This is a genomic window from Microbacterium halophytorum (assembly GCF_002970975.1).
Lineage (GTDB): Bacteria > Actinomycetota > Actinomycetes > Actinomycetales > Microbacteriaceae > Microbacterium > Microbacterium halophytorum.
This window is the reverse complement of record NZ_PNFA01000013.1, coordinates 1-20,424: the sequence shown is the minus strand read 5'-3', so window position 1 is coordinate 20,424 and position 20,424 is coordinate 1. Positions and strand designations below refer to the sequence as shown.

Here is a 20,424-nt window from a genome sequence, read left to right as displayed (position 1 = left end):
CGTTCCTCAGGGCGCGATCCGCCCCGTGGCCAGCCCGACCAGGGCCGCGACCGCCATCGCGATCACGACCGCCAGCATGACCAGCTCGCGCGCACGGAAGGGTCGTCGGCCCTGCTCGCGCCGCGTCATCGCGAACAGCACCGTCGCGGGGGCGTAGAACAGGCAGGACAGCAGCAGGAGATCGATCCCGGCGGCGAACAGCAGGAACGCCGTGTACGCCGAGGCGAGCGCCGCGATCGCGAGGTCGCCCCAGAGCACCGCCCGCCCCGCCTCCGCGTACGTCTCCCTCGTGACCCGGAGCTTGAGCGCGTACAGAGCCGCCAGCAGGAACGGGACCAGCACCATCACCGAGGTCATATCGAGCGCGAAGTCGAACGCATCGGCCGAGAAATAGGTCAGCACGAGCGCGACCTGGGCGAGCGCGATGCTCAGCACGAGCGCGTTCACGGGTGCGCCCCTGCGGTTCTGCGTCGCGAGGAAGCGCGGCATGTCGCCGTGCTCCGCCGCCTCTGCCACGACCTCGGCCGCCATCAGCGTCCACGCGAGGTAGGCGCCGAGCACCGCGATGATCATCCCGATGCTGACGAGCACGCCGCCCCATGAGCCCACAGCGGCTTCGAGCACGCCCGCCATCGACGGCTGCGGCAGCGCCGCGAGCTCCGCCGTGGGGAGCACGCCGAACGAGACGATGGTCACGGACGCGAAGATCGACAGCACGCTGAGGAATCCGAGCACGGTCGCTCGGCCGACGTCCCTGCGCGTGCGCGCGTACCGGGAGAAGACGCTCGCGCCCTCCACCCCGATGAAGACGAACACCGTGATCAGCATCGTGTCGCGCACCTGGTCGAACAGGGGCGCAGAGCCGGCGCCGCCCGACCAGTTCGCCGCGAACACGGCGGGGTCGAACACGAAGACCGCGAGCAGGAGGAACACCGCGATGGGGACGATCTTCGCCACAGTGACGATGCGGTTGATCGCCGTCGCCTCCCTGATGCCGCGGCGGACGAGGAAGAAGAACGACCAGAGGCCGATCGACGACACGAGGACGGCCAGCGGGGTGTCCCCCGCCCCGAGCGCGGGGAACCACTGGCCGAGCGTCGAGGTGATCAGCACCCAGTACGTGACGTTCCCGAGGAACGAGCTCGCCCAGTATCCGGATGTCGCGATGAACCCCATGAAGTCGCCGAAGCCCGCTTTTGCGTACGAGTAGACCCCGGCGTCGAGGTCCGGCCGCCGCACGGCGAGCCTCTGGAACACGAGGGCCAGCGTGAGCATTCCCGTGCCCGCGATGCCCCAGGCGATCAGCGTTCCCGCGACGCCCGTCGACGCCGCGAACCGCTGCGGCAGCGAGAACACGCCGGCACCCACCATCGAACCGACGACCATCGCGGTGAGCGTGGGCAGCGAAACCTTCGCGGAGCCCTGAACTGACATCTCGGAGCCTTCCGCCGGCACGGCCGGGTCGTCGCAGGAGCGCCGGGGACCGCGGCCGCACGGCACCCGGCGACGCCCCGGGAACCCCGACCGTCACGGCCGCGCCCCACCCACCCTGCACCACGAAAATGCGAAGTCGGTGAGCCCCTGACTACTCCAACCGTGCGCGCAGCCACCGGACGCCGCGCACCGCGGCGCCCGCGCGCTCGAGCCGGCCGCGGAGCTCGCGGTCGCTCGTCACGGCCGTGACGGCGCGCCCCGCGGATGCCAGCGCGGTCGCGCGCGCGACGAGCTCGTCGTCCCCGGAGGCCGCCGCATGCGCGACCCGCACCCGGCCCGCGCGGTCGGGCATCGAACGGGCGGCGCCCTCGACGACCATCTCGATCTCCGGGAACCAGTGGTCGTGCGTCAGGCCGAGGTCTCCGGCGGGCAGACCCTCGGATGCCAGCGTTTCGAGCGCCGACCGGAGCCGCGCGACCGCTCCGGCCCTGTCGCGCCACCATCCGTCGGGCACAGACCCGACGACGTTCGCCGCGTCGACGAGCAGCGAGGGCCGCACGCCGAGCGCGTCGCGCAGCGACGGCCACGCGGTCCCGAACGAGGGGTGCAGGTCGTAGCCCGCGATGTCGTCGACGGGCACCCACGCCAGCTCGAGCGACTCGGGGTCGCTGATCGTCGGTTCGAAGGGATCGGCGACGTCGGCCGCGACCGTCGTGTACCGCCAGACGCCCGCGTCGTAGACGTGCAGGAAGCGCGGCGCGACGGCCGCATCCGGGACCCCCGCTTCCTCCTGGGCCTCGCGCATGGCGCCGGCGACGGGCCGCTCGCCGGCGTGCAGGGCGCCTCCCGGCAACGCCCAGGTGCCGCCGAAATGGCTCCACCCCACGCGGTGCTGCAGCAGCACGCCTCGGTCGGCGTCGAGCGCGAGCAGCCCGGCCGCGCCGAACCGCCCCCAGTACCGCTCCCCCGTGGGCGCCTCGACCCAGGCGTCGCCGGAGTTCGGTCGGTGGCTCATCTCCCCCACGCTACCGCGCCGGACCCCTGCCTTCATCCGACGCGCAGCACGGTTTCACAAGCGCGGAACCGGCGCGCACCCAGTGACGCCGCGGGGCGCGGCTACTTGCGCTGGCGCTTCTCGCGGATGCGCATGGTCGTCACGATCGGGGTGCCCTCGAAGTCGTAGAGCTCGCGGAGCCTGCGCTGGATGAAGCGCCGATACCCGGGGTCGAGGAAGCCCGTCGTGAACAGCACGAACGTCGGCGGGCGGGAGCTCGACTGCGTGCCGAACAGGATGCGCGGCTGCTTGCCGCCCCGCAGCGGGTGCGGGTGCTCGGCGACGAGCTCCGAGAGGAAGGCGTTGAACTTGCCGGTCGGGATGCGGCGGTCCCAGCTCTCGAGCGCCGTCTCGAGCGCTGGCACGAGCCTGTCGAGTCGGCGGCCCGTCTTGGCCGAGATGTTCACGCGCGGGGCCCACGCGACGTGCGCGAGGTCCTTCTCGATCTCACGCTCCAGGAACCGGCGACGCTCGTTGCGCTCCGCCTCCTCGGTGTCGAGGAGGTCCCACTTGTTGAATGCCAGCACGAGCGCGCGGCCCGACTCGAGCACGAGCTCGATGATCCGGATGTCCTGCTCGCTGACCGGCTCGGAGACGTCGAGCACGACGACGGCGACCTCTGCCTTCTCGAGCGCCGCGGAGGTGCGCAGCGACGCGTAGAAGTCGGCGCCCTGGTGCATGTGCACGCGGCGGCGAATGCCTGCCGTGTCGACGAGGCGCCACGGCTTGCCGCCCATCTCGACGATCTCGTCGACGGGGTCGCGGGTCGTGCCCGCGAGGTCGTCCACGACGACGCGCTGCTCGCCGGCGGCCTTGTTCAGCAGCGACGACTTGCCGACGTTCGGGCGCCCCAGGATCGCGACGCGGCGGGGCCCGCCGATCTCCTCCTTCGCGACCGCCGAGACATCCGGCATCTTCGCGATGACGGCGTCGAGCAGGTCGGCGACACCGCGGCCGTGGATCGCCGAGACGGGCCACGGCTCGCCGAGGCCGAGGTTCCAGAGTGCGGCGGCCTCCGGTTCGTGCGACGAGTCGTCGATCTTGTTCGCGATCAGGAAGACGGGCTTGCCCGACTTGCGCAGCAGGCGCACGACGCGCTCGTCCGTCGCCGTGGCGCCCGTGATGGCGTCGACGACGAACAGGATGACGTCGGAGAGATCGATCGCGATCTCGCTCTGCGACGCGACGGACTTGTCGATGCCGCGGGCGTCGGGCTCCCAGCCGCCCGTGTCAACGAGCGAGAACCGGCGATCGTTCCACTCGGCCTTGTAGGTGACGCGGTCGCGGGTCACGCCCGGCTCGTCCTGCACGACCGCCTCGCGGCGGCCCAGGATGCGGTTCACGAGCGCCGACTTGCCCACGTTCGGGCGGCCGACGATCGCCACGACGGGCAGCGCGGGCGAATACTCCATTCCGAGCTCGTCGATGCGGACGCCCGCGATGAGCTCGGCGTCCTCCTCGTCGAGCTCGTAGTCGCCGAGGCTCTGGCGCAGCGATTCGCTGCGCGCCTCGATCAGGTCGTCGTCGAGCTCCGCCAGGCGCTCGGCGAGGTGGTCCTCGCCGCCGGCGTACTCCTCGTTATCGGCCATCTCGGCCTCCCGTTCGTCGTTCGATCACGTCTCGCACGGCGGCGACCGACTGCTCGAAATCGAGCTCCGTGGTGTCGACGACGTCGACTCCCTGGTCGCCCTGCGCGAGGGAGAGTGTGTGCGCGTCGCTCGCGTCGCGCTTGCTGATCGCCGCGGCGACGTCGGTCGCGTCGGCCGAGATCTCGAGGCCGCGGCGCTCGGCGCGCACGCGCTCGCTCGCCGTGAGCAGGATGCGCACCGGTGCGTCCGGCGCGACGACCGAGGTGATGTCGCGCCCCTCGATGACGACGCCGGGCAGGCCCGATTCGCGGGCCTTGCGGCGGAAGCCGTCGTTGAGTCGGTCGCGCACCGCCTGCACCTTGGTGAAGCCCGCGATCGCCGCGGTGACCTCGGCCGTCCGGATGGCGTCGGTCACGTCGGTGCCGCCGACAGCGACCGCGCGCTCATCCGGGTCGAGGCCCTGGCGCAGGTCGAACCCGTCGAGCGCCGAGAGCACGGCGACCTCGTCGGTCGTCTCTGCGCCGGACGCCAGCACGTGCCACGACAGCGCACGGTAGGCGGCGCCTGTATCGAGGTAGCCGAAGCCGAGGCGCCTGGCGATCTCCTTGGAGACGCTGGACTTGCCGCTGCCCGCCGGGCCGTCGATCGCGACGACCGTCACGCCGCCGAACGCATCATTCGTCATCTGTGCTCGCAATCCTCCAGCCGCGGCCCTCGAGGCCGCGGACGGCGGCCTCGAGCGTTCCCTTGTCGACGGCGATCTCGGCGAGGCCCAGCGGGGCTCCCGGCGAGTGCTCGAGGCGTAGGTCCTCCACGTTCACACCCAGCTCGCCCAGGTCGCCGAACAGGCGACCGAGCTGACCGGCGACGTCGTCGACCATGACGACGAACGAGACGAACTCGCGGCGCTGCCCGTGCTTGCCCGGCAGCCGCTCGACCCCGACGTTGCCCCGGCGGATGGTCTCGGCGATCTCGCGCCTGGCCCCGGGGCGCTCGGTCTCGCGCAGGGCGTCGGCGAGGCCCGCCAGGTCTGCGGCGAGCGCATCGAGCCCCGCCACGACCGCCGGCGCGTTGGCCTCGAGGATCTGCACCCACAGCTCGGGGGCCGAGTGCGCGATGCGCGTCGTGTCGCGCACGCCCTGGCCCGCGAGGCCCAGAGCATACTCCGGGGCGTCCGCGAGGCGGGCGGCCAGCAGCGAGGCGACGACCTGCGGCAGGTGGGAGACGAGCGCGACCGAGCCGTCGTGCTCCTCGGGGCTCATCTCGATCGGCACGGCGCCGACGTCGAGGGCGAGTGCCTCGACGAGTGCGAGGTCGCTGGGACGGGTCTCGCCGTCGCGGCAGATCACCCACGGGCGCCCCGCGAAGATATCGCTGCGTGCGGAGATCGCTCCACCGCGTTCGCGGCCCGCCATGGGGTGCGAACCGATGTAGCGGGTCAGGTCGGCGCCGCGCGAGCGCAGCTCCACGAGCGGCGCGAGCTTGACGGAGGCGACGTCGGTGACGACCGCAGCCGGGAACGCCTTCAGCTCGGCTTCGACGACGTCGGCGACGACGTCGGGCGGCACGCAGACCACGACGAGCGAGGGCCGGTCGCCGTCGGCCGCGGCGCGGCCCGCGCCGTAGTCGATCGCGAGGCGCAGCTGCGCCGGCGACGTGTCCGCGAGCGCGACGTCGACGCCCGCTCGGCTCAGGGCATGGCCGACGCTCGCGCCGAGCAGGCCGGCGCCGACGACCCGCACGGTGCCCGACGTGCGCACGGCGCGGCCGGGCACGGCGGCGCGAGCGGCGGTCGGATCAGTCACGGGGGCCCCTCGGTTCTGCGGTCTCGGGCTGGGAAGCGCCCGTCTCGTCGCGCGACAGCGTGAGCAGCGCGCCCCGTTCCACCTTAGTCAGTTCCCTGGCCTCGCCCGCTGGGAGCGTGCCGAGGTGGAGCGGGCCGAACTGCCTGCGCACGAGCTCGAGAACGGGGTGGCCGACCTCCGCCATCATCCGGCGCACGATCCGGTTGCGGCCGGAGTGCAGCGTGAGCTCGACGAGGCTCGTGCCGCGCGAACTGTCGAGCAGCCGCGCCTTATCGGCCGCGATGGGCCCGTCGTCGAGCGCGACGCCGCGCGTGAGCTTCGCGATGGTCTGCGGCGATACCGTGCCGCGCACCTTCGCGATGTACACCTTCGTGACGCCGTGCTTCGGATGCGCGAGCACCTGGGCCAGCTCGCCGTCGTTCGTCAGCACCAGGAGTCCCGAGGTCTCGTAGTCGAGGCGGCCGACGTTGAAGAGCCGCTCCTCCCATTCCTCGGCGTACCGGCGCAGGTCGGGCCGCCCGCGGTCGTCCTTCATCGAGCTGACGACGCCCGTCGGCTTGTTCAGCATGATGTAGCGCTTGGAGGTGTCGAGCTGGACCGCCTGCCCGTCGACGTCGACGAGGTCGGTCTCCGGGTCGATGCGCCGGCCGAGCTCCGCCACGACGACGCCGTTCACGCGCACGCGCCCCGCCGCGATGAGGTCCTCGGATGCGCGGCGCGAGGCGACCCCCGCGTTCGCCATGACCTTCTGCAGGCGCACGCCCTCCGGCGCTGAGCTGTTCTCCATCCGGACATTCTCTCAGCCGGCGCCCTCTCCCCGCGCCCGCAACTCTTCATTTCTGGCACATCTCCGGGCGAGCACACCACCGGAGATGTGCCAGAAATGAAGAGTTACCGGGGTCAGGAGAAGTCGGGGAAGCCGTCCGCTCCGTCCTCGAGGAGCGGGGAGATCGGCGGGAGCTCGTCGAGCGAGTTGATGCCGAGCTGCTGCAGCAACAAGTCGGTCGTGCCATAGTTCAGCGCGCCCGTCTCGGGGTCGGCGAACTGCTCGGTGATGAGGCCGCGCGCCAGGAGCGTCCGCACGACGCCGTCGACGTTCACGGCCCGGATGGCCGCCACCTGCGAGCGCGAGACCGGCTGCTTGTACGCGATCACTGCCAGCGTCTCCAGCGCCGCCTTCGACAGCCGCGCCGGGGCCTGTGCCCCGACGTAGTCGGCCACGAGCCCGTCGAGCTCGCCCCGCACGTAGATGCGCCACCCGCCGCCGACCTCGCGCAGCTCGAAGCCGCGCCGCGGCCCGCCCGCCTCACCGTCGTAGTCCTCGACGAGCGCACTCAGCGCCTGCCGCACGGCGGGCACGGGCGCGCCGACCGCCGTGGCGAGCGACACGAGCCCGATCGGCTCGTCGGCGACGATCAGGATCGCCTCGAGCCGCTGCGCGACGCTCGGCTCTGGCGCGGCCTGCCCGGCGCCGTCGCTGCCTGCGCCCGACCGATCCGGCGCCTGCGTCTCATCTGTCATACTCGGCCCCCAGGGATGCCAGCGTTTCATCGGACCAGTCCTCGGCCGTCCAGGTCAGCGTGAGGTCGCCGAGCGGCTCGAGCTGTTCGAACGTGAGCGCCGCGTGCCGGTACAGCTCGAGCACGGCGATGAAGCGGGCGACGACGACGCCGACCTCGCCCTCGCCCGCGATCAGCTCGCGGAACGACAGGGTGCCGGCCGACCGCAGCGTCGACACGACGACCGCCGCCTGTTCCCTGATGCTCACGGCCGGCGCGTGCAGGTGGTCGAGCCCGACGCCAGGCAGCTCCTTCGGCGCGAACGCCAGCATCGCGAGCGCCGCGAACTCGTCGAGGCTGAGGGTCCACTTCAGCTCGGGCGTGCGGGCGCGGTGCTTCTCCTCGATCGGCACCTGGCGCGTATGACGCGTCGCCTCCTGCCCCAGGCGCTCGGCGAACCACGCGGCCGCTTCCTTGAACGCCCTGTACTGCAGCAGGCGGGCGAAGAGCAGGTCGCGCGCCTCGAGCGCCGCGACGGCCTCGGCATCGACGAGCTCGCCCTGCGGCAGGAGCCCCGCGACCTTCATGTCGAGGAGCGTGACGGCGACGACGAGGAACTCGCTGGCGCGGTCGAGCTCCTCCCCCGTCTCGGCACCGGCGAGGAAGCTGATGAACTCGTCGGTCACGCGGCTGAGCGCGATCTCGGTCACGTCCATCTCGTGCTTCGAGATCAGCTGCAGCAGCAGGTCGAACGGGCCGTCGAAGTTCGCCAGCGACACCCGGAATCCGGATGCGCCGGCCTCGGCCGCCTCATCCGGGAACTGAGCCTCGGTCGGCTCAGGCGACCGCGCCACGGTCGACCAGCTCGCGGGCGAGGCGCAGATACGCCTGTGCCGCCGGATGCTCCGGCGCGAAGTCGATGATCGGCACGCCCGAGACGCTCGCGTCGGGGAACTTCACGGTACGCCCGATCACGGTCTCGAAGACCTTGTCGCCGAACGTCTCGACGATGCGCTCCAGCACCTCCCGCGAGTGCAGCGTGCGCGAGTCGTACATCGTCGCGAGCAGGCCGTCGAGCTCGAGCGACGGGTTCAACCGGTCCTGCACCTTCTCGATCGTCTCGACGAGCAGGGCGACGCCGCGCAGCGCGAAGTACTCGCACTCGAGCGGGATCAGGACGCCGTGCGCCGCCGTGAGCGCGTTGACCGTGAGCAGGCCCAGCGACGGCTGGCAGTCGATCAGGATGAGGTCGTACTCGGGCGCGAGCCTGCGCAGCACGTGCGAGAGGATCATCTCTCGCGCGACCTCGTTGACGAGATGCACCTCTGCGGCCGAGAGGTCGATGTTGGCCGGGATCAGGTCGAGGCCCTCTGTCGCCGTCGGCACGACCGCGTCGTGCGGGTCGCGCTTGGTGTCGACGAGCAGGTCGTAGATCGTGGGCACGTCGTGGGCCGAGACGCCGAGGCCGGCCGAGAGCGCGCCCTGCGGGTCGAAGTCGACCGCCAGCACCTTCCGGCCGTAACTCGCGAACGACGCCGCGAGGTTGATCGACGTCGTCGTCTTGCCGACGCCGCCCTTCTGGTTGCACAGCGCGACGATGCGCGCCGGGCCGTGGCGATCGAGCTTCGGCGGAGTCGGGAAGCCGCGGTACGGCCGGCCCGTCGGGCCGAGAATGACCTCGTCGCTCTGCTTCTGGGGGTTAGCCACCGATGATCCTCCTGACGTTCCCCCGCGAGTCTAGACGCCGCGGGCCCTTCGGGCGGTGCAGGAGCGCGGCGGGGCGCGGCATCGGGGCTCCTACACGGCGCGCGGGTGGGCGGTGGCGTACATGTCACGCAGCGCGTCCGCCGTCACGTGCGTGTAGATCTGCGTCGTCGCAACGCTCGCGTGCCCGAGCAGCTCCTGCACGACGCGCACGTCGGCGCCGCCCGCCAGCAGATGCGTCGCGAACGAGTGGCGCAGCGTGTGCGGCGACACGGCCTCGCTCAGCTGGGCGCGCTCCGCCGCGGCCCGGATGACGAGCCAGGCGCTCTGCCGCGAGAGCGGGGCTCCCCTGGCGCCGAGGAACAGTTTCGGCGTCGCCGCGCCCTTCGCGGCGAGCGCGGGGCGCACGCGGGAGAGGTACGCGTCGACGGCCGCCCTGGCGAACGAGCCGACGGGCACGATGCGCTCCTTGTCGCCCTTGCCCCGCAGGCGGATGATGTCGCCGTGCGCGACGTCGTCGACGTCGAGGCCGATCGCCTCCGATACGCGCGCTCCGGTCGCGTAGAGCAGCTCGAGCAGCGCGCGGTCCCGGATGCCGATCGGCTCGTCCGGGCTCGGCGCGGCCAGGAGCGCCTCGACCTGCTCGATCGTGAGAGCCTTCGGCAGGGGCGACGCCTGCTTCGGGGGGCGCAGCCGACCCGTCGGGTCGTCGGGGCTCAGTCCCTCCCTGGCCAGGAAGCGGTGCAGGCCCCGCACCGACGACTGCAGCCGCGCCAGCGACGACGGCGCCGGCGGCGGCTCTTCGCTCGCGCGATCGGCGGCGAACTCCGCGACGATCTCGGGAGTGACGGCCGCCGCGTCGTCGACGCCGTGCCCGTCGAGCCACGCCGCATAGGCGCCGAGGTCGCGCTCGTACGCCGCGACGGTGTGCGCGCTCAGCCCCCGTTCGATCGTGATGTGGCGCAGGTAGGCGTCAACGGCGCGCTCGACGCGCATCCGCGCTCCCCTAGCGCAGCCGGTCGGCGGCGCTCAGCAGACCGAGCGCCGTCGTCGCATTCACGAAGCGGCCGGCCCGCACGGCGGCGAGCGCGTCATCGAGCGGCAGCCACTCGACCCGGATGTCCGCCTCCTCGGCGTCGCGGGGGAACGGCTCCTCGGTCGCCGCCAGCCCGGTCGCGAGGAAGACGTCGATGTGCTCGTTGCTGCCGCCCGGAGTGAGCGCGAACCGCCCGAGCGGCTCCCACTCGCGCGCCGTGAGGTCGGCCTCCTCCGCCAGCTCGCGCTTCGCCGTCTCGACGGCCGGCTCGCCGGGGACGTCGCGCAGGCCGGCCGGGATCTCCCAGTCGCGCGCCTGGATCGGGTGGCGGTACTGCTGAAGCAGGAGCACTCGGCGCTCGTCGTCGATCGCGACGACGGCGACGGCGCCTGGATGGTCGACGTAGTGGCGCACGAGCTCCGCGTCGCCGTACCGGAAGCGGTCCTCGACGACGTCCCACACGTGTCCCGTGTACCCCGTCTGCGTGTCGACGACCTCGACGTCGAACGGTTCGTCCCTCAGATCCACAGCTCTCCTCGCTCCGCGTCCGTACCCGGGTCGCGCACGATTCCTCCGCCGGCCGCCGGCCGCCGGGCCGAGGGTCGTCGGGCGCTCCCCGGCCGATCCTAGGGCACGTTGATCACGTCGATCACCTGCGGCGCCGACATGAACAGCGCACCCGCGCGCCGCGCCTCACGCCTCCGCGTCGAACAGCTCGCTCGCGCTGTGGCGCTCGAGCGCCGCGCCGACGAGGCCGGCGAACAGCGGGTGCGGCGCCGTCGGGCGCGAGCGCAGCTCGGGGTGCGCCTGGGTCGCGACATAGTACGGGTGCTGCTCCCGCGGGAGCTCGACGAACTCCACGAGGTCGAGATCCGGGTTCACGCCGGAGAACACGAGGCCGGCGTCGCCGATCTGCTCGCGGTAGGCGTTGTTGACCTCGTAGCGGTGGCGGTGGCGCTCGCTGACCTCGGTCGCACCGTAGGCCTCGGCAGCGATCGAGCCCTTCGCGAGCTTCGCCGGGTACAGGCCGAGCCGCATGGTGCCGCCCAGGTCGCCCCCGTCGAGCACCTCGACCTGCTCGGCCATCGTCGCGATCACGGGCGTCGGGGTGGCGGGGTCGAACTCGCTCGACGACGCGCCCTCGAGACCGGCGACGTTGCGCGCGTACTCGATCACCATGCACTGCATGCCGAGGCACAGCCCGAGCGTCGGGATGCCCTGCTCGCGCGCGAAGCGGAGTGCGCCGAGCTTGCCCTCGATGCCCCGGATGCCGAAGCCGCCCGGCACGACGATGCCGTCGAGGTCCGCCAGCTTCGCGCGCGCGCCCTCCGGCGTCTCGCACTCGTCCGAGGGGATCCAGCGGATGTCGACCTTGGTCTCGTGCGCGAAGCCGCCGGCCTTGATCGCCTCGGTGACCGACAGGTACGCGTCGGGCAGGTCGATGTACTTGCCGACGAGGCCGATCGTGACTTCGTGCTTCGGGTTGTGCACGGCCCCGAGCACGCGCTGCCAGCGCGTCCAGTCGACGTCGGCGGCCCGCGTCAGGCCCAGGCGGCGCACGATGTGCGAGTCGAGGCGCTGCTTGTGCAGGGTCGACGGGATGTCGTAGATGCTGGGCAGGTCGACGGTGTTGACGACGCCCTCGACGTCGACGTCGCACATCAGCGCGATCTTGCGCAGGTTCGCCTCGGTCACGGGGCGGTCGCTGCGCAGCACGAGCGCGTCCGGCTGGATGCCGACCTGACGCAGTGCGGCGACGGAGTGCTGCGTCGGCTTGGTCTTCTGCTCGCCGGATGCCCCCATGAACGGCACGAGCGAGACGTGCACGAAGAAGACGTTGTCGCGGCCGAGCTCGTGGCGCAGCTGGCGCGCCGACTCGAGGAACGGCTGCGACTCGATGTCGCCGACGGTGCCGCCGACCTCCGTGATGATGACGTCGGGCTGCGGCACGTCCTCCGACTGGAGCCGCATCCGGCGCTTGATCTCGTCGGTGATGTGCGGGATGACCTGCACTGTGTCGCCGAGGTACTCGCCGCGGCGCTCGCGCTCGATGACCTTCGAGTAGATCTGGCCCGTCGTGACGTTGGCGGCCTGCGACAGGTTGAAGTCGAGGAAGCGCTCGTAGTGGCCGATGTCGAGGTCGGTCTCGGCGCCGTCGTCCGTGACGAAGACCTCCCCGTGCTGGAACGGGTTCATCGTGCCGGGGTCGACGTTCAGGTACGGGTCGAGCTTCTGCATCACGACGTGCAGCCCGCGCGCCGTCAGAAGATTGCCGAGGCTGGCGGCCGTGAGGCCCTTGCCGAGAGACGAGACCACACCACCGGTCACGAAGATCTGTTTGGTCGTCTTGCCCGTGGGGCTCGCATCTGAACTCTGCATCACGGGCTTCAATCCTATCCCTCGAATCCGGTCGATGACCCATCCTGGCACGCCCCGCGCCTGTGTGTCTGCCCCACGTCGCCGTCGGGGCGATCGGGACGAGGCGGAGGGCGCGAGACGCCCGCCCCGGATCGCCGGGGCCGCGCGCGCCGTCAGGCGGTCGCCGACTCCAGCAGCTCTCGGGCGTGCTCGAGCGCGGCGCCCGTGTCGCTGCCCGAGAGCAGGCGCGCCATCTCGGCCTCGCGCGCCGGGCCGTCGAGCGCCGTGACGCTCGACGTGGTGACACTGCCGTCCGACGCCTTCACGACCGAGAGATGGTTGTTCGCGAACGCCGCGACCTGCGCCAGGTGCGTCACCGCGATCACCTGCGAGCGCTGCGCCAGGCGAGCGAGGCGGCGGCCGACCTCGATCGCGGCGGCGCCGCCGATGCCGGCATCGACCTCGTCGAACACGAAGGTCGGCACGGGGTCGGTCTCGGCGATCACGACCTCGATCGCGAGCATGACCCGGCTGAGCTCGCCGCCGGATGCGCCCTTCGCGACGGGCCGAGGCGCGGCGCCGGGGTGCGGGGCGAGCAGGAACGCGACGTCGTCGCGGCCGTGCGCGGACTCCGCCGCCTCGGACACGCTCACGGTGAGGTCCGCGTCGGGCATCGCGAGCGCGCGCAGCTCCTCGGTCACCGCCGCCGACAGCCGACCCGCCGCCTCCGTGCGCGCCGCCGTGAGGACCGCCGCCCGCTCGTCCAGCGCCGCGCGGGCCTCATCGCGCGCGGCGGCGAGGCGCTCGGCGCGTTCGCCGTCGTCGTCGAGGTCTGCGAGCCGAGCCGAGCCGGTCTCGAGCAGTTCGAGCGCGGCGTCGAGCGTGCCGTGCGCGCGCACGAGCGCGTTCACGGCGGCGCGGCGCTCCTCGACGGCGGCGAGCTCGGCGGGGCCCTGCTCATCGAGGTCGGCGAGGAAGCCCGACAGCTCGACGGCGAGGTCGCCGATGCGATATCCGATCTCGGCGAGCTGTTCCGCGACAGCCGTGAGCGCCGCATCCGGAACCCGCTCGAGCTGGCGGCGGGCCTCGGCGAGCAGCGCCGTCACGTCGGGGGCGTCCTCCTCGCTCGAGAGGGCCTCGCGCGCCATCGCGGCGGCCGTTCTGAGCTCCTCGCCGTTCGCGAGGCGCTCGGCCCTGGCGGCGAGCTCGGCGTCCTCGCCCTGTTCGGGCGCGACCTGCTCGATCTCGGCGAGCTCCGCGCGCAGCCGCTCCGCCTCGGCGGCGCGCTCCGTGCGCTCCGCGTTCAGCTGCGTCAGCTCGGCGTCGATCGCGCGCCACGCTTCGTATGCCTCCGTGTAGGCGCCGCGTGCGGAATGCACGGCCTCGCCGCCGAAGCGGTCGAGCGCGTGGCGCTGGGCGGCGGCCGACTTCAGCCGGAGCTGCTCCGACTGCCCGTGCACGACGACGAGGTGCTCCGACAGGTCGCCGAGCACGCCCGCCGGGGCGCCCCTCCCGCCGACGCTCGCGCGACTGCGCCCCTCGGCCGTGAGTGTGCGGCCGAGGAACAGCTCTCCCCGCCCGTCGCCGATCGGCTCGACCTCGCCGCCGGCCTCGGCGACGCGCTCCGCGACGGCGCCAGCCACCGGCACGTTCCATACGCCCTCGACCGATGCCTGCTGCGCGCCCTCGCGCACGGCCCCGTAGTCGGCGCGCGCGCCGAGGAGCAGGCCGAGGCCCGTCACGACCATCGTCTTGCCTGCGCCGGTCTCGCCCGTCACGGCCGTGAACCCGGGGCCGAACGGCAGCTCGGCCTCGCTGATCACGCCGAGGTCGCGCAATCGCATCTGCTCGATCACGTGTCTTCCATCATCCCTTCCGCCGCGGCGTCCGCCATCGGGATCACGCTCACGGCCGTCGTCATCATGGTGCCGGTCGGGCCCCGCCAGCCCTGCACCGGCAGCTGGAACTTGCGCACCAGGCGGTCGGTGAACGCCGCCGGGTGCAGCCTCGCGAGGCGGACGGGCGCGTCCGAGCGCCGCACCGAGACGCGCGAGCCGGCCGGCAGGTCGCAGGTGCGCCGCCCGTCGCACCACAGCACCCCGGATGCGCCGATCGAGTTCTGCAGCTCGACGGCGACGGCGTGCTCGGGGCCGACCACGAGCGGGCGCGCGAACAGCGCATGCGCCGAGAGCGGCACGACCGTCATGGCCTGCACGGTCGGCCAGACGACGGGCCCGCCCGCCGAGAAGGCGTACGCCGTCGACCCCGTCGGCGTCGCGATCACGACGCCATCGGCGCCGAAGCTCGACAGCGGCCTGCGATCGACCTCGAGGACGACCTCGATCATCCGCCCGGGGCTGTCCTTCTCGACGGTCGCCTCGTTCAGCGCGAAGCTCTCGAAGATGACCGACCCCGTCGCGTCGCGGACCTTCACGGCCAGCGCGAGGCGCTCCTCGACCTCGAAGTCGCCCGCGATGGCACGGGCGACGGCGGCATCCATGTTGTCGCGCTCGATCTCGGCGAGGAAGCCGACGTGTCCCATGTTGATGCCGAGGATCGGCGCCGTGCCACCGCGCACCAACTCTGCGGCACGCAGGATTGTGCCGTCGCCGCCCAGCACGATCGCCACGTCGATCCGCTCGACGGGCACGTCGTCGGCCAGCACAGCGACGTCCGCGAGCACGGGCGCAACGTCGGACAGCGCCGCCCGATCGTCGCGGTCCATCACGGGCTCCGCCCCGGATTCCCGCAGAGCCATGACCACGCGAACAGCGGCCTCGACGGTGTCGTCGCGATGAGCGTGCGCCACGACGAGGATCCTGCGTTCGGTCATGGGGGCTCCGCTCCGCCGGGTGGGTGCTGGACGTTCCTCCCATTGTGTCGGATCACCGGATGCGCGGCGCGTCCCCCGCGGTGATTCGTTCAGATGTTCGAACCTTCTGCGGGGCGCGGCGTCTCACCGTGCCGGCGAACCGCCGGTGCGGCCGCGAGCCCGGCGCCGCGGTCCGCTCCCCTGCCGAGAGGCGCCGTCCCGCGGACCTCCCGTCAGCCGGCGACGGCGAGGCCGACCTCGTGGTCCCAGTCGCGCCCGTCATCCGGCCCCGGCGTCAGGTGCATCAGCGCCTCGCGGTTGCCGTGCGTGCCCTCGACGGGCGAGGGCAGGACCCCGCGCACCGCGAACCCCGCCTCGCGCGCCCGGCCGATCACGTCGTGCACGGCGCGTCGACGCAGCTCCGGGTCGACGACGATCCCGCCCCTGACGCCGGTGCGGCCGACCTCGAACTGCGGTTTCACGAGGAGCAGGACATCGGCCGGTGACCGGCCGATGACCGCCGCGACGGCCGGCAGCACGTAGCGCAGCGAGATGAACGATAGATCGCCGGTCACGACCGATGGCGCGGAGTCGACCCCGCTCGACTCCGCGAGGGACTCCGCCGTCATGTGCCGCACGTTGTAGCCCTCGACCGAGCGCACCCGCTCGTCGGCGCGCAGGGAGGGCGCGAGCTGGTCGTGCCCGACGTCGACGGCGATGACGGGCGATGCGCCGCGCTCGAGCAGCACCTGGGTGAACCCGCCGGTCGACGCACCCATATCGAGCGCCGTGCGGCCCGCGGCATCGACGCCGAAGCCGTCGAGCGCCGCGATCAGCTTGTGCGCCGCGCGGCTGACGTACTGATCGCCGCCGGTGACACGGATGTCGGCGTCGCGGTCGACCCTCAGTGAAGGCTTGGTCGCGACGGCGCCGGCGACCGTCACGGCGCCCGCCGCGATCAGCACGGCCGCCTGCGTGCGGGAGCGGGCGAGCCCGCGCGCGGCGAGCTCGGCATCGAGCCGTGCGCTCATGCGTCGCCGGGAGCCTGCTCGAGCCGCTGCGCCAGCTCTTCGTGCAGTGCGCGGTACCCCGCGGCGCGCTCCGCGAGCGGCAGACTCTCGATGTCGGCGACGCGCTCGGACGCGCTCTCGGCGCGCGCCGCGGAGCCGCCATCCGGAGCACCGGCATCGGCGGCCCCGCGATCGGCGTCCCGCTCACCGGCGTCGGCCGCGCCGCCTCCGCGGGCGCGTGAGTCCTCCGCGGGCGTCGGCTCGTCGGCCGCCGCTCGCCAGGGCCGCTCCGCCCGCGCGCCTCGTATCGCGTGCGCCGTGGCGGCGGGCGGGCGCGGCGTCGGCTGATCCGGATCGCTCATGTCGCCAGGCTACCGCTGGCGGTGGAAGGGGTCCGCGTAGAGGCGCTCGGGAACGCGGAACCCGAAGATCTGCCGGCCCGTCGACCAGATGCCGTGCGCCGCGGCGCGCAGCAGGTCGATGTCCCGCCCCTCGGCGACGACCCGGACATCCGGCCCGTCGATCGCCACCGCGGCATCGCCGACCTTCGTGATGCCGTCCTTCTGCCGGACGTGGGGGTACGGCTCGAAGAGCTCGCGCAGGTCGCCGACGATGTACGTCGGGCGCGCGTGCTCGGGTGCGGCCAGCGCGTGCTTGGGGCGGTCGATGCCCGTGAGCACGAGCGCCGAGTCGATGCCGGCCGCTTGCGCGCCCTGGATGTCGGTGTCGAGGCGGTCACCGATCATGAGGGGCTTCGCGGCTCCGAAGCGCTCGACCGCCGCGTGGAAGATCGGTGCCTCCGGCTTGCCCGCGACTTCGGCGAGCCTGCCGACCGCTGTGTGCACGGCCGAGACGAGCGTGCCGTTGCCCGGCGCGATCCCCCGCGCCTGCGGGATCGTCCAGTCGGTGTTCGTCGCGATCCACGGGATCCCGCCCTCGTCCTCCGGCGTCGCGAGCGCGAACGCCGCCTCGGCGAGGTCGGTCCACCGGACGTCCGGGGAGAACCCCTGTACGACCGCGGCTGGTTCGTCGGTGGCGCTGCGGGTGACGGTGTACCCGGCCTTCTGCAGCTCGTCGACGAGGCCGTCTCCCCCGACCACCATGATGGTCGAGCCGGGCGCGACCTTCTTCGCGAGCAGCGCGACCGCTGCCTGCGGGCTCGTGACCACGTCGTCCGGCCGCGTCTCGAGCCCGAACTCGCGGAGGTGCTCGGCGACCGCGCGGTCGGTCCGGGACGCGTTGTTCGTGATGTAGCCGAGGCGGCGGCCCTCGGAGGCCGCGCGCGTCAGGCTCTCGACGGCGTGCGGGATCGGCCCTGGGCCCGCGTACACGACGCCGTCGAGGTCGTTCAGCACGACGTCGACGCCGTCGAGCGGCGCCGGCCCTGTCTTCTTAGAAAAGAGCGCCACCGGGGCGGTCCTCCCCCTCGTCTCCCGCGGCGTCGGCCTGCTCGGCATCGACGGCGGGAGCGTCGGCGCCCGCCGCGTCGGCCGCGCCGTCGGCGCTCTGCGCCTCGCCCGGCTCGTCGACCCCAGCCTCGACGAGGATCTCGGCGACCTCGTCCTCGACCGCGAAATCCGGGTCGGGAACGGACCCGCCGGACGCGGTCGATGCGTCCGGGCCGCCGGCGGCGTCATCCGAGCCGCCCGCCTCGCCCGCGACCCCATCGGCGTCCGCGCCTTCCGCGGCTTCCGCCGCCTGGGCGGCATCCGGAGCCGTCGGGCGATCGCCCTCGGCCCCTTCGGCGGCGCCGCCCGAGGGCTCGGCTCCGTCCTCTTCGTCGGTGGTGTCGGAACCGGCCGTCCCGGCTTCGTCGGGGTCCGCGACCACCGGCCCGTCCGCGTCGACGCTGTTGACGGCTTCGGTGTCGTCGCCTTCGTCCTCGACGTCGTCCTCAGCGTCATCCGGCAGATCGATCTCCTCGATCTCGTCGACGACGAGCTGGTCGTCGCGCGCCATCTCCTGCGCGATCGCCTCGGCGGCGACCTCGGCGCGGCGGTTCCATTCCTCCGCCTCGGATTCGAGCCCGAGGTCCTCGAGCACAGCGGCGCGCGCCGCGAACAGGCCGGGGCTCCACGAGTACGCGACGTCCGGGTCGAGCTCGTCGATGTCGAGCTCGGCGAGGGCCAGTTCGGTCTGCCCGAGATCGAGGCGCGCTCCCGACATCGCGATCGCGAGCTGCACGCGCTGGGCGGTCTCGAGCTCCTCGCGATTCGCGGCCGTGCCCTCCTCGAGCGCTTTCTCGGGCCGGCCGACGCCGCGCTCGGAGTCGACGATCATCGCCACGTGCTCGTTGCGGCCGGAGATCCGGCGGAGCGTGCGCAGCTCGCGCAGCGCGAGCGAGAAATCGCCGACGGTGTAGGCCGTGATCGCGAGGGTCTCGCGCGCGACCGCGACTCGGCCGGCGTGGCTCACCGCGGCCTTGGCGTGCTCGTGGGCGAGCTCCGGATTCTCCTCGATCTCGCGCGCGGCCATCACCATGTGGCGGGCGACGCGCTCAGCGTTCTCCTTGCTCAGCGTCTTCAGCTCGTTGCGCGCGGGCGCCGGCAGCTCGCGCGCCGTGACGTCGTCCGGCAGGAACGGGTCGCGCGTGCTGCCGATCCGACCGTCACGCCGGTCGTCCCGGCGGTCGCCGCCCCGGTCGTCCCGGCGGTCGTCACGCCGATCGTAGCCGCGGCCGTCACGCCGGTCGTCGCCCCGACGCCCGTAGCCGCGGTCACCGCCGCGGTCGTTCCGCTGACCGTAGCTGGCACCGCGGTCGTCGCGCTTGTCGTACCGACCACCGCCGCGCTGCGAATCCCGGTCGCCATAGCGACGCTCGCCACCGCGATCGTCACGCTTGTCGTACCGACCACCGCCGCGCTGCGAATCCCGGTCGCCATAGCGACGCTCGCCACCGCGATCGTCACGCCTCTCGTAGCGCTGACCCCCGCGGTCATCGCGCTTGTCGTACCGACCACCGCCGCGCTGCGAATCCCGGTCGCCGTAGCGGCGCTCGCCACCCCGGCCGTCCCGACCGTCGTAGCGCTGGCCGCCACGGTCGTCGCGCTTCTCGTACCGACCACCGGCACGCGGGGAATCGCGGTCACCGTAGCGACGCTCGCCACCTCGGTCGTCCCGCCTGCCGTATCCTCCGCTTCCCTGCGGATCGTGATCGCCGCTCGGCCGGCCCCCGCGGTCATCGCGCTTGCCGTACCCCGAACCGCGGTCGTCGCGCTTCGCGTACCCGCCGCGCTGCGAATCACGGTCACCGTACCGGCGCTCGCCCCGCTGGCCGGCGCCCGCCCCGCGACCATCCTGCACGCCGTAACCGGCGCGACGGCCATCGCGCTTGTCGTACCGATCACCGCTGCGCTGCTGATCGCGGTCGCCGTAGCGACGCTCACCCGACCGGTCGTCGCGCTTGCCGTAGCCGGTTCCCCTGTCGTCCCGCTTGTCATGCCGGCCGCGCTGCGAGGCGCGGTCACCGCCGCGATCATCGCGCGCACCGTACCCGCCACGGCTTCCGCCTGCGTCTTCCCCGCGGTCGGTGCGTCGATCATCGCGGGCGCCGTTGGGCCGGCCGCCCCCGCGCGAATCGCGATCGCCGTAGGCCGAGCGGCCCCGGTCCGACGACGCACCCCGGTGTCCGCCATCGGGGCCGCCCGATCGATGTGCGCCGTAGCCGCGGCGGTCGTCGCGACCGCGCGAGCCACGAGCGCCGGAACGCGGATCGCTGTCGTCGCGGTAGGTGTCACGACCCTTCGCACGCGGGGCGCCGTCGCGGGTGCGCCGCCCGCGAGCGGCGTCGTCGGAGGAGCGGCTGTTCCGCTCGTTGTCGTCGGTCATAGCTTCGTCCCTCGTCTACGGAGTCTGGTGCACCGTACCGCTGTTGTGTTGTCTGTGGGGCGCGTCATCCGCGCTGCCGAGCGCTCGCGAGCGCGCCGGACCAACCACTCTACCCGGGGATGCCGTGAGCCCGCCCAGAGAGGCTGCTCGGGCCTGCGTTCGCGCTCTGCGCCCGCGGCGTCGGGGTGCGTCCCCCGGGTACGACGAAAGGCCGACCAGCGTTGCTGGTCGGCCTTTCGGTGAAGTTAATTTCGGCGGTGTCCTACTCTCCCACACCCTCCCAGGTGCAGTACCA

The 20,424-nt window shown here is 72.8% G+C and carries 19 protein-coding genes; 1 reads left to right on the top strand and 18 read right to left on the bottom strand.

Annotation, left to right across the window (positions count from 1 at the left end):
• Positions 1–6 precede the first annotated feature (6 nt).
• From C0010_RS12140 to C0010_RS12055, 18 genes are all read right to left on the bottom strand, one after another.
• A complete protein-coding gene (locus C0010_RS12140; protein ID WP_105567359.1) occupies positions 7–1,434 on the bottom strand; it encodes a basic amino acid/polyamine antiporter in 1,428 nt (475 codons plus the stop codon).
• A gap of 151 nt (positions 1,435–1,585) precedes the next feature.
• Positions 1,586–2,449 carry an NUDIX domain-containing protein gene (locus C0010_RS12135; RefSeq protein ID WP_232531942.1) on the bottom strand — a complete coding sequence of 288 codons (864 nt, stop codon included), beginning with the start codon at positions 2,447–2,449 and terminating at the stop codon, positions 1,586–1,588.
• A gap of 101 nt (positions 2,450–2,550) precedes the next feature.
• The gene (der, locus tag C0010_RS12130) at positions 2,551–4,077 is read right to left on the bottom strand and encodes a ribosome biogenesis GTPase Der (protein ID WP_105567357.1); all 1,527 of its coding nucleotides are present in this window, start codon (positions 4,075–4,077) and stop codon (positions 2,551–2,553) included.
• A complete protein-coding gene (gene cmk / locus C0010_RS12125) occupies positions 4,067–4,762 on the bottom strand; it encodes a (d)CMP kinase (RefSeq protein ID WP_105567356.1) in 696 nt (231 codons plus the stop codon). The genes der and cmk overlap by 11 nt, the downstream gene beginning before the upstream one ends.
• Positions 4,752–5,882: a prephenate dehydrogenase gene (locus tag C0010_RS12120; protein ID WP_174150357.1), complete on the bottom strand. Its 1,131-nt coding sequence runs from the start codon at positions 5,880–5,882 to the stop codon at positions 4,752–4,754. The genes cmk and C0010_RS12120 overlap by 11 nt, the downstream gene beginning before the upstream one ends.
• Positions 5,875–6,669, bottom strand: a complete 795-nt coding sequence (locus tag C0010_RS12115; protein ID WP_105567355.1) for a pseudouridine synthase — start codon at positions 6,667–6,669, stop codon at positions 5,875–5,877. The genes C0010_RS12120 and C0010_RS12115 overlap by 8 nt, the downstream gene beginning before the upstream one ends.
• Positions 6,670–6,782: 113 nt before the next feature.
• A complete protein-coding gene (gene scpB, locus C0010_RS12110; RefSeq protein WP_105567354.1) occupies positions 6,783–7,403 on the bottom strand; it encodes an SMC-Scp complex subunit ScpB in 621 nt (206 codons plus the stop codon).
• On the bottom strand, positions 7,393–8,235 hold the full coding sequence (locus C0010_RS12105; protein ID WP_105567353.1) for a segregation and condensation protein A: 843 nt from the start codon (positions 8,233–8,235) through the stop codon (positions 7,393–7,395). Before C0010_RS12105 ends, scpB begins: the two co-directional genes overlap by 11 nt.
• A complete protein-coding gene (locus C0010_RS12100; RefSeq protein WP_105567352.1) occupies positions 8,219–9,088 on the bottom strand; it encodes a ParA family protein in 870 nt (289 codons plus the stop codon). Before C0010_RS12100 ends, C0010_RS12105 begins: the two co-directional genes overlap by 17 nt.
• A 90-nt stretch (positions 9,089–9,178) precedes the next feature.
• Positions 9,179–10,081: a site-specific tyrosine recombinase XerD gene (xerD, locus tag C0010_RS12095; protein ID WP_105567351.1), complete on the bottom strand. Its 903-nt coding sequence runs from the start codon at positions 10,079–10,081 to the stop codon at positions 9,179–9,181.
• A 10-nt stretch (positions 10,082–10,091) separates the two neighbouring features.
• Positions 10,092–10,649 carry an NUDIX domain-containing protein gene (locus tag C0010_RS12090; protein ID WP_105567350.1) on the bottom strand — a complete coding sequence of 186 codons (558 nt, stop codon included), beginning with the start codon at positions 10,647–10,649 and terminating at the stop codon, positions 10,092–10,094.
• A 165-nt stretch (positions 10,650–10,814) separates the two neighbouring features.
• Positions 10,815–12,500 (bottom strand): CTP synthase, encoded by a 1,686-nt coding sequence (locus C0010_RS12085; RefSeq protein ID WP_105567349.1) that lies wholly within the window; start codon positions 12,498–12,500, stop codon positions 10,815–10,817.
• Between the two features lie 152 nt (positions 12,501–12,652).
• A complete protein-coding gene (gene recN, locus C0010_RS12080) occupies positions 12,653–14,335 on the bottom strand; it encodes a DNA repair protein RecN (protein ID WP_105567348.1) in 1,683 nt (560 codons plus the stop codon).
• Complete coding sequence (locus tag C0010_RS12075; protein WP_105567347.1) at positions 14,332–15,312, bottom strand: NAD kinase; 981 nt, start codon at positions 15,310–15,312, stop codon at positions 14,332–14,334. The genes recN and C0010_RS12075 overlap by 4 nt, the downstream gene beginning before the upstream one ends.
• A 212-nt stretch (positions 15,313–15,524) precedes the next feature.
• Complete coding sequence (locus C0010_RS12070; protein ID WP_105567346.1) at positions 15,525–16,322, bottom strand: TlyA family RNA methyltransferase; 798 nt, start codon at positions 16,320–16,322, stop codon at positions 15,525–15,527.
• The gene (locus C0010_RS12065) at positions 16,319–16,663 is read right to left on the bottom strand and encodes a hypothetical protein (protein WP_105567345.1); all 345 of its coding nucleotides are present in this window, start codon (positions 16,661–16,663) and stop codon (positions 16,319–16,321) included. Before C0010_RS12065 ends, C0010_RS12070 begins: the two co-directional genes overlap by 4 nt.
• A 9-nt stretch (positions 16,664–16,672) precedes the next feature.
• Positions 16,673–17,710: an HAD-IIA family hydrolase gene (locus tag C0010_RS12060; protein ID WP_105567344.1), complete on the bottom strand. Its 1,038-nt coding sequence runs from the start codon at positions 17,708–17,710 to the stop codon at positions 16,673–16,675.
• Entirely contained in the window at positions 17,694–18,776 is a 1,083-nt protein-coding gene (locus C0010_RS12055) for a hypothetical protein (protein WP_232531941.1), read from the bottom strand. Before C0010_RS12055 ends, C0010_RS12060 begins: the two co-directional genes overlap by 17 nt.
• On the opposite strand from C0010_RS12055, the gene C0010_RS15040 reads away from it, so the two are divergent.
• A complete protein-coding gene (locus C0010_RS15040; protein WP_158685495.1) occupies positions 18,735–20,372 on the top strand; it encodes a hypothetical protein in 1,638 nt (545 codons plus the stop codon). The genes C0010_RS12055 and C0010_RS15040 overlap by 42 nt on opposite strands.
• Positions 20,373–20,424: the final 52 nt, after the last annotated feature.